Here is a 13,147-nt window from a genome sequence, read left to right as displayed (position 1 = left end):
TAAAATCAAACCTAAAAAAATAAAACAAAAACCATATGCTAGCACGAGTAGCCAACAACCTCTTCTGGATGGGACGATATATTGAACGTTCCGAACATATGGCCAGATACCTCAATGTCAATTATTTTTCTTCTCTTGATGCGCCTAACCAGTTGTCCCAATCCCGTCAATTCGTATTACGTTCCATGTTGTTTATGGTCGGGGATGCCGAAGAAGATGAAAGCGTTGAGCTAAATGAGGATGAAGTGCTACAGAAAATTGCCCTGGACCATGAATGTGGATATTCCATAATTAACAATGTGAAATATGCCCGGGAAAATGCCAATAGCGCCCGTGATCTCATTTCTACGGAACTTTACGAGGCCATTAACAAATTCTATCATTTTATCCTTAACTATCCCGTGGATGTATTTGTAAAAAGGGGACTTTATGATTTCACCATAAACGTTACCGAAATGACCGCTATTTTACGGGGAAAAATAAGGGGTACCCTACTCCACGATGAGGTCTATGCTATCATTATGATGGGTATAAATATGGAGCGTGCCAACCAAATCATACGGATAATCAACGCAAAATATAACGATGCCCTCAAAGCGCAGGGGAGCTACGGCGACAAGTTTAGCCATAGTTTTGAATGGAGTACGCTATTAAAATGCGCAGAGTCCTATGATATGATGCGCAGGTTCTATAAAAAGACCCCAACCAGTATCACTACTTTGGAATTTCTGATATTGAACCCCAATTGTCCCAGGTCCATAATGAACAGTCTTAATCAAGTTTATAAGCACATTAGGGTGTTGGACCCAAGTAAAAAGTATAATAAAAATTCTACGGCCTTTTTGGTAGGGCGGGTACGTTCGGAGTATGAGTACAAATACATCGAAGAGATAGAAAGCAATATCAAGAATTTTATCGACACGCTGTTAAAGGAATTGATACAGATCAGTAAAAAAATGGAAAAGGAGTTTTTTAATTATTGACGTTTTTTCTTTGTTATATTTACTGTTCTCAACTTCCAATATGTACCAAGAGTATTCTATTAAGTATAGTGCAAAAAATCGGTATGAAACCTTAGTAAACGATGCGTATTGGCAATTTCTGATCATTCCAGAGGATAATAAAAGTCAACAGCTGGTATCTTGGGAATTCGCAAATTCACTCAATGATATCCACCAAACCTCCATCAATGGATTTGGTTTTAAAACTATTCGGGTGCATCCCGGCCAAAAATTCAATGAGATTTCGTTTGAGGCTTCTTTCACCGTGATTAAAAAGGAAGTCAATCCTTTTGATTTTTCCTTGCCACAGGACTCCACGGCCGATTGTGCAAAGTTGGACGATCTAAACTTTCAAATAGATTTTGAACCCTTTCTTAGAAAGACGAGGTTCACCAGCCTTTCAGAGTCCTATACCAATATCTTCCCCTTTGATAGGGACAAGACCATTTTTGAAAATATTCAGTCGCTTAACAAATGGATTTCCAAATATCTTTCCTTTCAACCTGGGGTCACTGATGTAAATACGCCCTTGGACACAATAATTAAGGAAAAACAGGGTGTTTGCCAAGATTTTACGCATTTGTTTTGCGCGTTGGCCCGGAAAAACAAAGTCCCTGCCAGGTATGTTTCGGGCTACCTTCATCAGGGTCATGGGTATTTTGGCGATTCCCAAATGCATGCCTGGGCCGAGGCTTACATCCCAGATGTAGGTTGGTTGGGCTTTGACCCTACAAATAATCTTCTGGCTAATACCAATCACGTCAAAGTCTGCCATGGTAAGGATTATACCGACTGTTCGCCTTTAAAAGGTGTGGTTTATGCCCCTGGGGAAAATACCACCATCCATTCCGTAAAGGTACTGTCAGAACAGCAACAGTAAACGATTTATACTACTAAGTTGCTTGTACAAAACGGAATTGTAGAACTATTTTTCTTGCATGGAAAGAACTGGACGAAACGATTGATTTTTGGCCCACTTCAAAAAAAGAAACCTATTTTTGTTGGAAATTGAAACCCATGATTACAACAGATCAATCCAAAGATCTTATTGAGCGCCTTGGTGCGCTAAGGAGGTATCTTTGACATCGATGCCAAACGTATAGAAATAGAGAACGAGGAAGAAAAGACGCTTGCCCCAAATTTTTGGGACAATCCTCAAGAGGCACAGGCCCATATGAAATTCATCCAATCCAAGAAACAGTGGGTGGACGATTATACCGAAGCTGAAACGCTAGTAGGGGATTTGGAGGTGCTATTGGAATTTATGGAGGCCGGGGAAGTTACCGAGACGGAAGTAGATACCCAGCACCAAAAGGCCCTAAATGCCTTGGAGAACTTGGAGTTTAAGAACATGCTTTCGGAAGAGGGCGACGAACTTACCGCAGTGCTTCAGATTACAGCCGGTGCCGGTGGGACCGAAAGCTGTGATTGGGCTTCCATGCTCATGCGTATGTACATGATGTGGAGTGAAAAGAGCGGCTACAAAGTTAGGGAACTGAACTACCAGGAAGGCGATGTGGCCGGTATAAAGACGGTTACCTTGGAAATAGAGGGCGATTTCGCGTTTGGTTGGCTAAAAGGAGAAAATGGCGTACATCGCCTAGTGCGTATCTCCCCGTTTGATAGCAATGCCAAACGCCACACCTCTTTTGCTTCGGTCTATGTATATCCCTTGGTGGACGACAGTATTGAAATAGAGGTGAATCCGGCCGATATCGAAATAACTACAGCACGCTCCAGCGGGGCGGGTGGGCAGAATGTCAACAAGGTTGAGACCAAGGTACAACTGGTCCACAAACCTACCGGAATTCAAATTTCCTGTTCAGACTCCCGAAGCCAGCACGACAACCGTGCCACTGCCTTAAAAATGTTGAAATCACAGTTATACGAAATTGAATTGCGCAAAAAAATGCAGGCGAGGCAGGAAATCGAGTCCTCCAAAATGAAAATAGAATGGGGGTCTCAAATCCGTAATTACGTTATGCATCCCTACAAGCTGGTAAAGGATGTACGTACCGGAGAGGAAACCGGAAATGTGGATGCGGTGATGGATGGGGAGCTGGATGCCTTCCTTAAGGCCTATCTTATGATGATGGGGCAAAAGGAAGAATAGAAGTTTAACAAGTGGTTGCCGCAATTATTAAGCGATTCTCACGATATCTACGGCGACTTTAAGTTTGCTTTGGCCGCTGCCATACACTACGCCTTTTAAGGGAGGTACATCATAGTAGTCCCTACCCCACCCCACAACAATATGTTGGTCTTTAGGTATCTGGTTATTGGTGGGGTCAAAATCGACCCAACCAAAGCCCGGGATAAAAATGGAAAACCAAGCGTGGGAGGCGTCGGCACCAACCAGTTTTTCTTCTCCAGGAGGCGGCAGCGTTTCAATATAACCGCTTATGTATTTGGCAGGTAGGCCTACAGATCTAATGCAGGCGATCGCAATTTGGGCAAAGTCTTGACAAACTCCCTTTTTCTGCTCCATTACCTCATGGATTGGGGTAGAAATACTGGTGAATCCAGGAACGAAATCAAAATCTGTATAAATCCGCTGCATCAACTCAAAGGCAGCGTCGAATACGGAACGATTGCCTTGAAAGGATTTCTGGGCGTATTCGCTGATGCCGGCATCCATTTTTTTGACAAAGATAGATTCCAGGATATATTGTTTAGCTTCCAATATCTCCAACTCCATGGATTGTAATGCAATCAAGGCTTCGTTCATAGTAATGGACTTACAAGCTCCCGAGAAAAAGCTATCCTGAAATTGGGCATAATCCCTTTTTATGTGGCTTTTAGTGGTTACCTTGAGTGATTTGTGTTCGGTCTGTAGGGAGAAACGGGTAATGAAATTCCCGAAAAAATCGATTCGTTCCGTTATTTCAGAGGGTTCCGGAGAAATTATAATATGGTAATCCAACAATTCTTGTCCCATGGCCTTCCGAGGTCTGAGCGTTGCGATATTATGGCCATAGCTCACCGGAGCGTCATAAGTGTATTCGGTGGTATGCGTCACGTTAAAGTGCATGTTCAAATAGGGAAGAATTGGGTAAATAGTTGATTTTGTCTATCGGTATGGTTAAAATAGGAACTGGTTATTGATTGTGAGGTCTGGTATAGAAGTTCTGAAAGTTGTCCCAATAAGGTTTCCAAGGCTTCCCGCGTAAAGTCTTCCTCCGTTCCTGTCTTCGCCAACGAGGTCGCTTCTGCCAGTCGTAGTTTGGAAAAAGCCTCAAAAACAAACTTTTGATAACTGTTTAAATGATTGTCATGTTTTGATTGTGGCAAACGTGCTATGTCCTTTTGGAGCCGATTCAACATATAGGCCAAGGAACGGGGGTATTCCAAATCCAATACAACAAGGTTCAGCACATTTTCCAATTGAATGTAAGATCGATAACTGTATCGATAGATATTTAAGCTCTCATGACTGATTAGCAGATATTCCAGAAGATCATATTCGGTATGGGCATCATACTTAATGGTCAAAAGGGAACGACATTTGGTAATGGTCAACATGCTTTGTTCCAGTTGCAGACCGATAAAATAGAGCAACAATCCCTGTTGGATCATGATACTTTCCTCAATGAGGCCCATAAACGCGATCAAACGGGTTATCAGTTTGTTAAGAACCCTAAGAATCCGGGTCATTGAAGGTTGTTCTTCCTCTTGAAATGATTTCCACAATTGTTGGATATCCTCAAAGACCCGCCACATATCCGCGGACCACAGGTTTCGTATGGAGTAATACGAATTGCTGAACATACCAATGGTATGTGCCAAACTGCCGACCTTTTTTGGGTCCTTGATAACAGAGAGCATTTCCTGATACGGATTTTCCATGGCCTGTGGGCCTTTTTTGGCCTTCTTCGCAAATCCCGGGTAAGTACCTGTTAAATGGGTAACGGCCCTTAACAAGGTCCGGAGTTTCTCGGAATCTGGTGTTTCGTTTCGGTTTTGCACCATCGACAATTGCCGCATGACCATACGAATAAAGCGGGCATTGATCAAAGTACGTCCTACATAACGTCCCGCCCAATATAGGTTTTCCGCAGTTAAACTGGGAAGGTCATCCAAACCGGAAACGGCATTGGTAGACCTTTTTTGCCAAGATCTTACCTTATCCTCATTAACCGGTCCATCCTCCAGTATCCAAAAGTCCTTACTAGTACCCCCACGGTGATTGGAAACCCTTATGGTCTTACGATCCGGGGCTACCCTTACCAATCCTCCGGGCATGACCTGGTAATCGGACCCGGATGCGATGCAGAAAGCCCGGGTAACCAAATTCCTGGGTTCCAAGGCATCCTTAACAAGATTGGGGGCCGTTGAAAAACTAATCCGTTCTTGTGCAACGAACCTATAGGGCCGCTGGATAATTTTTTGTTTTAAGTTATCCAGCTCTCCGGAATCCAAAAATTCCCCAAAATGAATGCTCTCCCTATTCGTGCGATCTATTCTTTTAATGACCAACCTGGATAGGTTTTCCAGTACATATTTTTTTTCTTTCTCCTGCCCGCACCACCAAGATGCAATTTGGGGCAATATCAAATCCTGACCCAAAAAGTATTGGGCAATGCTGGGCATAAAAGGAAGTAATCCCGGATTTTCCATTACGCCACTACCCACAGGGTTAATGACGGAAACATTCTTTCTCCGGACCACATCTAACAATCCGGCCACGCCCAAATGGGAATCCTCACGCAATTCCAAGGGATCGGAAAATGCATCATCCACCCTTCGGAGTACCACATCTATTTGTTTTAGGCCATTTAGGGATTTCATCCAAAGGAAACCGTCACGTACTACCAAATCATTACCCTGGACCAGAGGATAACCTAAAAATGAAGACAGATAGGCATGTTCAAAATAGGTCTCGTTATGCGAACCAGGCGTTAAGATCACAATATGGGGGTTCTCTTTTTTAATGGGAGAAGCCTCCACCAACATTCGATTTAGGTCCTGAAAGAATCCGGATAAACGGGTTACATTCATTTTGGCGTACATTTCCGGCAGGATTCGGCTCGTTGTGGAGCGATTCTCCAAAGTATACCCCATTCCCGAGGGAGCTTCGGTACGGTCATTGACCACCCATAGTCGTCCGTCCGTTCCACGCGCCAAATCCGCGGCGTAAACGGATAGGTATTTCTCCATAGTATACTCAATTCCCGAGCACTGTCGCAAAAACCCTCTATGACCGTAAATGATTTCAGGCGGAACTATCCCATTTTTAATCAACATACGGTCTCCGTAAATGTCCTTTAAGATCAAATCCAATAGCTCCGCCCTTTGTTTAAGGCCTTTTTCAACGGTTTCCCATTCATCTTTATGCAACAAAAAGGGAACAATATTCAAATTCCAAGGACGGTTCATCCCTTTAGGATCGTTGTAGACATTATAAGTGACTCCGTTTTCGGAAAGTAGCCAATCTATATCCTTTTGGCGACCGATCAATCCATCGACTCCTAGCCTGTCGAAACTATCGAGAAGTTTTTGCCAATATGGCTTAAGATTACCTTGCTGGGTATACATTTCATCATACCCATGAAAAGTGGTATATCTATTTAACCCGCTTGTTTTTGTCGTCGGCATTCGATTTATGGTTATTTCTTTCGTAGATCGGTGACATGGGGAAACTCCGGGTTTATAGGAATCTCCTTATAAACAAAAGTATTCGAACCGTCCTTAGGTTCCACAGTTCTACTTGAAAAATTAGTTGAAGCTACCGTTTCTGTCGGTAGGATTTCCCCCTGGGTATGACCAAAGTCCCAAAAACGATTAATTCTTCTGGACTCGGCCTCATAGCTGTTCACAGGATAGGTATCATATGAGCGTCCTCCGGGATGTGCTACAAAGTAGGTACACCCACCGATGGATTTCTTGTTCCACATGTCCACAACATCAAATACCAAAGGTGTATCTACTCCAATAGTCGGATGCAAGGCGGACCAAGGTTCCCAAGCTTTGTAACGTACTCCGGCCACATATTCCCCCTTAACCCCGGTAGGGCTCAATTCTACCTTCACCCCGTTACACGTAATATGATATCGTTCTTCCGTAAAGTTGCTGACCTTGATTTGGACCCGTTCCAAGGAAGAATCCACATAGCGTGCCGTTCCCCTACCGGACATTTCCTCACCAAGTACGTTCCAGGGTTCAATGGCCATACGCAATTCCAATTGCATAGAATCGATGTCTACCATACCATAAAGTGGAAAACGGAACTCAAAAAAAGGATCAAACCAATCCAATTGGAACGGATATCCCGCCTCATTGAGTTGAGAAACTACATCTTTGATATCCTCCCTAACGTAATGCTCCAACAAAAACTTATCGTGAAGTTCGGTACCCCAGCGCACCAAGTTATGCTTATACGGTTTCTTCCAGAACCAGGAAACCAGGGTACGCACCAGCAACATCTGCATTAAACTCATTTGGGCATGTGGCGGCATATCAAATGCCCGTAATTCCAAAATGCCCAGTCGGCCCGATGAAGAATCCGGGGAATACAATTTATCAATGCAAAATTCGGCGCGATGCGTGTTTCCGGTAACATCGGTCAACAAATGGCGGAATAGGCGATCGGTCAACCAAAAGGGAACTTCCTTGTCCTCCGGGATTTGGGAAAAGGCGATTTCCAATTCGTACAAATTTTCAAGACGGGTTTCATCCACCCGGGGAGCCTGACTGGTCGGACCAATGAAGGCTCCTGAAAACAAGTAGGAAAGACCGGGATGATGCTGCCAGAAGGTCAGTAAACTACGTAGCAACTGTGGGTTGCGCAATAATGGACTATCTGCTGGGGTAACCCCACCCAGGGTTACATGGTTTCCACCACCAGTACCGGTGTGTTTACCGTCTAGCATGAATTTTTCCGTACCCAGCCGTGATTTTTTGGCTTCGTTGTACAATTTTAAGGTATTCTCGGTTAGCTCTTGCCAGTTCCTGGCCGGGTGTATATTTACCTCGATTACCCCGGGATCTGGAGTAACCTTGAGCATTTCCAAACGATTGTCCCGAGGAGGTTCGTACCCCTCCATGACCACAGCAACTTCCAGTTCTTGGGCCGCAGCCTCTATACTGGCCACCAAATCCACAAAGGCCTCGGCAGTATCCAAAGGGGGAAGGAAGAGAAACAAATTGTCCTCACGGACTTCGGCACAAATTGCGGTACGTACATAAGGTTGTTTTTTTAGAGCCTTTGGAGCCGAGGTCATCCTTTCCTGAAGTGCAGCACCATAAGGTTTTAAAGCAGGTTTGGGTTCAAAGAGTTCTGGTTGGGCCGTTGGTTCGGAGGGTATTTCGGGGGTTTTGGGCAAGGAGTCCAATGGCAACCGTAATCCAATTGGGGAATTACCAGGTGTCAATAACAGATGCCTACTTCGGAATTCCCAAGGGTTTGTTATCCATTGACCGTCTTTTTCGGCCAGCGGGAAAACACAACCTACCTCTTTTCCTAGGCCCTGTTCCAGTACCTCACCTAATTTTCTTCGAAGGGCGGAATCCTTTTTGTCGTATTCTTTGGGGTCAATATCCACGGGCAACTTACGTTCTTCCCACAAAAAATAGAAGGCGTCCTCATAGGCGGGCAAGATAGAGTCATCAGGACACTTGAGGTAGCGTGCCAAAGTTTGAAGAAAAGTACGGGCAATGCCCTTGGGCAATGTATAGGAATTCGTAAACGAAGACAGCCATTTGGAGTCCTTCCAAATAGGTTCCCCATCCTTGCGCCAATGAACCCCGATTTGCCATCGAGGCAACGGTTCTCCCGGGTACCATTTGCCTTGGGCATGGTGAAGCATCCCTCCTTTTCCGAACGCGTCAAGTAATCTTCTAGAAAGTGAACTGGCCAATTTTCGCTTATGTTCACCATCGGCTTCCGTATTCCATTCCTCGGACTCCATATCATCCACGGACACGAAGGTAGGTTCGCCACCCATGGTAAGACGCACATCATTCTGCTGTAGTTCTTCTTCCACAACAAATCCCAAGTTATAAATAGCGTTCCATTGGTCTTCGGTATATGGCTTGGTAACGCGAGGCGATTCAAAAATTCGGGTCACGGAATTATCGAATTCAAATAGGGTCTCACAAGGTTCGGTAAATCCAGAAACAGGAGCGGCACTCTCAAAAGAGGGGGTACAGGCCAGGGGTATGTGCCCCTCTCCAGCCAACAGGCCGGACGTTGCATCGAGCCCAATCCATCCCGCCCCCGGTAAATAGACTTCGGCCCAGGCATGAAGATCGGTAAAATCGTCTTCAGGTCCGGATGGGCCATCGAGTGATTTTTCGTCTGCCTTCATTTGTACCAAGTACCCTGAAACAAAACGTGCCGCCAAACCTAAATGGCGTAAAATCTGTACCATGAGCCAGGCGAAATCTCTACAGGAGCCCAAATGATCGGCCAAAGTCCGCTCACAGGTTTGCACTCCGGGTTCCATACGAATGGTATAGTTCAGGGCGTTGTACAGATTGCGATTCAACTCTGTAAGAAAATCGATAGTACGACGTGGGGTACGATCTATATTGCCCAACCACTGTTGCAGTAAGGGACCATTCTCATTGATTTCCAAATACGGCAGCAATTCTTTTTTCAAGGCCTCTGAATACGTAAAAGGAAAATCCTCTACCGTATCTTCCACAAAAAAGTCAAAGGGATTTATGGTCTTCATATCAGCAATAATCTCCACTTCTACAGAAAGTTCATCCGTCTTTTCGGGGAAAACGATACGAGCCAGATAATTTCCAAAGGGATCCTGCTGCCAGTTAAAAAAATGTTCCTCAGGTTTTATTCGAATGGAATAGGCCTCTATGGGTGTCCTGCTATGGGGGGCAGGCCTTAACCGAAAGATATGTGGGGACAACTTCACCCTACGGTCATAGGTATATTTTGTTTTATGTGATATTGCAACTTTTAGGGCCATACGTTAGAAATTCATCATATTCTAAGATAGGGGCTAATTTGAAGAAATATGTGCAATTGCGTGACAATTACCTAACTTTTTATCCATTATAAATTAACAGTATCGTTTTTTGGGAAATTCACAATGAATCGCAATCATTGCCAAATCAGAATTTCCAGAATGTATCTGTAATTTGCCAAGGTAGGTCTTCAATGGGGATACGATATTTGGTATCTTTGCCTATTTAAATGCAAAGAAAAAGAAGTTAAACGCTTTTAGGCCATAGTGGAATTGCTCCTTATTGGGTTCTTGTTAAAGTGATAAATTGCCGAAGACTAAGGGAATACCTCCTAAAAAGCGCCAATAGATGTAAAATGAAACGAACATGAATTTTTTTATTCACAAACTACACAAGTTGGAATGATTAAAATATATCATAACTCAAGATGTCGTAAATCCCGCGAAGGATTTGAGCTCTTGGAAAAATCCGGTAAGGAATTTGAAGTTGTCAAATATTTGGAAGACGTACCGACAAAGGAAGAACTTCGCCATATATTAAGTTGTCTTTCCATTTCCCCAGAAAACCTTGTCCGTAAGAACGAGGCCATTTGGAAAGAAAAGTTTCGGGGTAGGTTGCTATCCGATGAGGACATCTTGGATGCCATGATCCAATATCCGAAGCTAATAGAACGCCCCATTGTAATTAATGGCAATAAGGCGGTGGTAGGCAGACCGGCGGAGCGTATCCAAGAGGTTTTGTAGGTACTCTTTTAGTTTAAAAATCAGGAATTTGGTATATTTATTGATTATTGGCATCCTAAGGTTCTTACCAGGAACTAGGAAACCTTGGACGTTAAAGACCTCTAAAACGGAACATCATGAAAATCAAACCGCGCTTTCTAGTTGTTTTTTTTGTGTTTTTGCTCGCCGGGGCGGAACTGCAGGCACAATATGGATATGGAAGGAGAAATGGATATGGCTACGGTTATGGAAGGGGCAGAAGTGCTATTCCCCAAGCGGATATTACACCAAAGGAACCTGAGCCTAAGACAGCCGAAGAAATAGTGGATGGCGAAATGCCAAAAATAGCCGAAACATTAGAGCTTAACGAATTTGAAACTGCTGTTTTGAGTTCGGTTCTTAAAAAATATCTTCAGAAACGTATGGAATTGCGAATTTTGGAGCTTCCTCCGGATAAAATGCGGGAGGGGATGTCCAAAATAACAGAGGACCAGGATGAAGAACTCAAAGCCGGGTTGCCTCTTGAGAAATATGAAGCCTTTGTTGAGCTTCAGAAGGAGGGCCTCCAAAAGGCGAAAAAGAAACAAAAAAAGAAGAAGAGGAAGGAGAAAAAATCCAAGGAATAGTTTGAGTTGTTTACAAAAATAAAAGAAGCCTAGACGGCTTCTTTTTTTATGCTTCCCTTTTGGCCCTCTTGGCCTCTCTTTTTTCCTTGAAGAGTTCTATCAGGTTACCTGTCAACCAATATGGAATAACAAAGACCAGTAGAAAAATCATCAACCAGAATCCTATCGTCAAAATGGTCAAAAAAGCTAAGAATCCCAAATATTGGTCAAATTCGAACATATCTCATATTTTAACAATACAAAGATAGTCTGAAAATTAGGAATATTGCAAATTGAAAACAAAAAAATATAACTCATGATATTCCGCTTTTTTTAAAGGGTCCCAATGGAAATAAAACCATGAACACGTACCTTTGTGATAAACTAAATCACTATAGAAATGAGCTTTAGAATAGAAAAAGACACTATGGGCGAAGTAAAGGTGCCTTCTGACAAATATTGGGGGGCACAAACGGAGCGTTCAAGAAATAATTTTAAAATAGGACCTTCCGGATCAATGCCCCTGGACATTGTATACGGTTTTGCTTATTTAAAAAAAGCGGCGGCCTATGCCAATCATGAGTTGGATGTTCTTTCCGAGGGAAAAAGGAATCTGATAGCCCAAGTATGTGATGAAATTTTGGAAGGTCAACATAATAATCAATTCCCATTGGTCATTTGGCAGACCGGTTCGGGCACTCAGAGTAATATGAATGTGAACGAGGTAATTGCCAACCGGGCACATGAAATAGCCGGAAAGACCATAGGCGAAGGCGAAAAGACCATTCAGCCCAACGATGACGTCAACAAGTCACAATCTTCCAATGATACATTTCCTACAGGGATGCACATCGCAGCTTACAAGAAAGTAGTTGAGACGACAATTCCCGGAGTAATCCAACTTAGGAATACACTGCACAAAAAAGCGCAGGAATTTGACAAAGTGGTAAAAATTGGCCGTACCCATTTAATGGATGCTACACCATTGACCTTGGGACAGGAGTTTTCCGGCTACGTCTCTCAATTGGACCATGGTCTCAAGGCCTTAAAAAATACATTGGACCATTTAAGCGAATTGGCTCTAGGTGGCACGGCAGTAGGCACGGGGCTTAATACCCCAAAAGGATATGATGTTTTGGTAGCCAAGTATATCGCCGAATTTACAGGGCTCCCCTTTAAGACAGCAGAAAACAAGTTTGAAGCATTAGCTTCGCATGATGCCATTGTAGAAAGTCATGGGGCATTGAAACAGTTGGCGGTTTCTTTAAACAAAATTGCCAATGATATTCGTATGATGGCTTCAGGACCGCGATCGGGTATCGGAGAAATCATCATACCCGCCAATGAACCGGGCAGTTCTATCATGCCAGGAAAGGTGAATCCAACCCAGTGTGAAGCCTTGACCATGGTCTGTGCACAAGTTATGGGCAACGATGTGGCCATATCGATTGGTGGAACACAAGGACATTATGAACTGAACGTATTTAAGCCGGTAATGGCGGCCAATATACTCCAATCTGCACAATTATTGGGAGATGCATGTGTGAGTTTTGATGTGAATTGTGCTTCGGGAATCGAGCCGAATTACGAAACTATCCAAACTCTTTTGAACAACTCCCTAATGCTGGTCACAGCCCTGAATACCAAAATAGGGTACTACAAAGCTGCAGAAATTGCCAATACCGCACATAAAAATGGAACTACCCTTAGGGAAGAGGCCATTAATCTGGGGTATGTTACCGGTGATGAATATGACGAATGGGTAAAACCAGAGGATATGGTGGGCAGCCTTAAATAGCCTTTATACTTATTAGCCCAAGTTTAATCCGTAGTTTATAAAATGTTTGGGTTGAATAAGCATTTACAAAAAAAGGGTCGACTCTTGAGAATCGAC

General features: G+C 43.5%; 10 protein-coding genes. 6 read left to right on the top strand and 4 right to left on the bottom strand.

Annotation, left to right across the window (positions count from 1 at the left end; genetic code table 11):
• Window positions 1-35 precede the first annotated feature (35 nt).
• The 3 genes from Q0993_RS19945 (at window position 36) to prfB (ending at window position 3,114) form a co-directional block, all read left to right on the top strand.
• Window positions 36-983, top strand: coding sequence for an alpha-E domain-containing protein (locus Q0993_RS19945; RefSeq protein WP_299536618.1), 948 nt, complete (start codon window positions 36-38; stop codon window positions 981-983).
• A 40-nt stretch (window positions 984-1,023) separates the two neighbouring features.
• Entirely contained in the window at window positions 1,024-1,881 is an 858-nt protein-coding gene (locus Q0993_RS19940) for a transglutaminase family protein (protein ID WP_299536616.1), read from the top strand.
• Window positions 1,882-2,018: 137 nt separating this feature from the next.
• Window positions 2,019-3,114, top strand: a protein-coding gene (prfB, locus tag Q0993_RS19935) for a peptide chain release factor 2 (protein ID WP_299536614.1) whose coding sequence is annotated in 2 segments (ribosomal slippage) — window positions 2,019-2,081 and window positions 2,083-3,114 — 1,095 coding nt in all. Because the reading frame shifts where the segments join, the coding sequence is not laid out codon by codon here.
• Window positions 3,115-3,141: 27 nt separating this feature from the next.
• Here the strand turns inward: prfB and Q0993_RS19930 are convergent.
• From Q0993_RS19930 to Q0993_RS19920, 3 genes are read right to left on the bottom strand one after another with little or no spacing between them, the layout of a single operon-like run.
• Window positions 3,142-4,032: a transglutaminase family protein gene (locus Q0993_RS19930; RefSeq protein ID WP_299536611.1), complete on the bottom strand. Its 891-nt coding sequence runs from the start codon at window positions 4,030-4,032 to the stop codon at window positions 3,142-3,144.
• 2 nt (window positions 4,033-4,034) lie between these two features.
• Window positions 4,035-6,596, bottom strand: coding sequence for a circularly permuted type 2 ATP-grasp protein (locus tag Q0993_RS19925; protein ID WP_299536609.1), 2,562 nt, complete (start codon window positions 6,594-6,596; stop codon window positions 4,035-4,037).
• A gap of 11 nt (window positions 6,597-6,607) precedes the next feature.
• Window positions 6,608-9,928 carry a DUF2126 domain-containing protein gene (locus Q0993_RS19920; RefSeq protein ID WP_299536605.1) on the bottom strand — a complete coding sequence of 1,107 codons (3,321 nt, stop codon included), beginning with the start codon at window positions 9,926-9,928 and terminating at the stop codon, window positions 6,608-6,610.
• Between the two features lie 399 nt (window positions 9,929-10,327).
• On the opposite strand from Q0993_RS19920, the gene arsC reads away from it, so the two are divergent.
• Both arsC and Q0993_RS19910 read left to right on the top strand, forming a co-directional pair.
• Window positions 10,328-10,669 carry an arsenate reductase (glutaredoxin) gene (arsC, locus tag Q0993_RS19915; RefSeq protein WP_299536602.1) on the top strand — a complete coding sequence of 114 codons (342 nt, stop codon included), beginning with the start codon at window positions 10,328-10,330 and terminating at the stop codon, window positions 10,667-10,669.
• Window positions 10,670-10,785: 116 nt separating this feature from the next.
• The gene (locus tag Q0993_RS19910; protein ID WP_299536600.1) at window positions 10,786-11,274 is read left to right on the top strand and encodes a hypothetical protein; all 489 of its coding nucleotides are present in this window, start codon (window positions 10,786-10,788) and stop codon (window positions 11,272-11,274) included.
• Between the two features lie 46 nt (window positions 11,275-11,320).
• Here Q0993_RS19910 and Q0993_RS19905 read toward each other — a convergent pair whose 3' ends face one another.
• Window positions 11,321-11,494, bottom strand: a complete 174-nt coding sequence (locus tag Q0993_RS19905) for a hypothetical protein (protein ID WP_299536598.1) — start codon at window positions 11,492-11,494, stop codon at window positions 11,321-11,323.
• Window positions 11,495-11,653: 159 nt separating this feature from the next.
• Here Q0993_RS19905 and fumC point away from each other — a divergent pair, with 159 nt between their 5' ends.
• Window positions 11,654-13,051 carry a class II fumarate hydratase gene (fumC, locus tag Q0993_RS19900; protein ID WP_299536596.1) on the top strand — a complete coding sequence of 466 codons (1,398 nt, stop codon included), beginning with the start codon at window positions 11,654-11,656 and terminating at the stop codon, window positions 13,049-13,051.
• Window positions 13,052-13,147: the final 96 nt, after the last annotated feature.

The sequence above is a fragment of the Ulvibacterium sp. genome, from assembly GCF_028285715.1.
Taxonomy (GTDB): domain Bacteria; phylum Bacteroidota; class Bacteroidia; order Flavobacteriales; family Flavobacteriaceae; genus Ulvibacterium.
The sequence above is the reverse complement of the archived record's forward strand: the minus strand, read 5'-3'. Positions and strand labels throughout refer to the sequence as shown.

Excerpts from the sequence above, each read along its gene's own strand:
- Q0993_RS19925 (WP_299536609.1), bottom strand. The coding sequence starts at position 6,596 with ATGCCGACGACAAAAACAAGCGGGTTAAATAGATATACCACTTTTCAT.
- fumC (WP_299536596.1), top strand. The coding sequence starts at position 11,654 with ATGAGCTTTAGAATAGAAAAAGACACTATGGGCGAAGTAAAGGTGCCT.
- arsC (WP_299536602.1), top strand. The coding sequence starts at position 10,328 with ATGATTAAAATATATCATAACTCAAGATGTCGTAAATCCCGCGAAGGA.
- Q0993_RS19930 (WP_299536611.1), bottom strand. The coding sequence starts at position 4,032 with ATGCACTTTAACGTGACGCATACCACCGAATACACTTATGACGCTCCG.
- Q0993_RS19920 (WP_299536605.1), bottom strand. The coding sequence starts at position 9,928 with ATGGCCCTAAAAGTTGCAATATCACATAAAACAAAATATACCTATGAC.
- Q0993_RS19945 (WP_299536618.1), top strand. The coding sequence starts at position 36 with ATGCTAGCACGAGTAGCCAACAACCTCTTCTGGATGGGACGATATATT.
- Q0993_RS19910 (WP_299536600.1), top strand. The coding sequence starts at position 10,786 with ATGAAAATCAAACCGCGCTTTCTAGTTGTTTTTTTTGTGTTTTTGCTC.
- Q0993_RS19940 (WP_299536616.1), top strand. The coding sequence starts at position 1,024 with ATGTACCAAGAGTATTCTATTAAGTATAGTGCAAAAAATCGGTATGAA.
- Q0993_RS19905 (WP_299536598.1), bottom strand. The coding sequence starts at position 11,494 with ATGTTCGAATTTGACCAATATTTGGGATTCTTAGCTTTTTTGACCATT.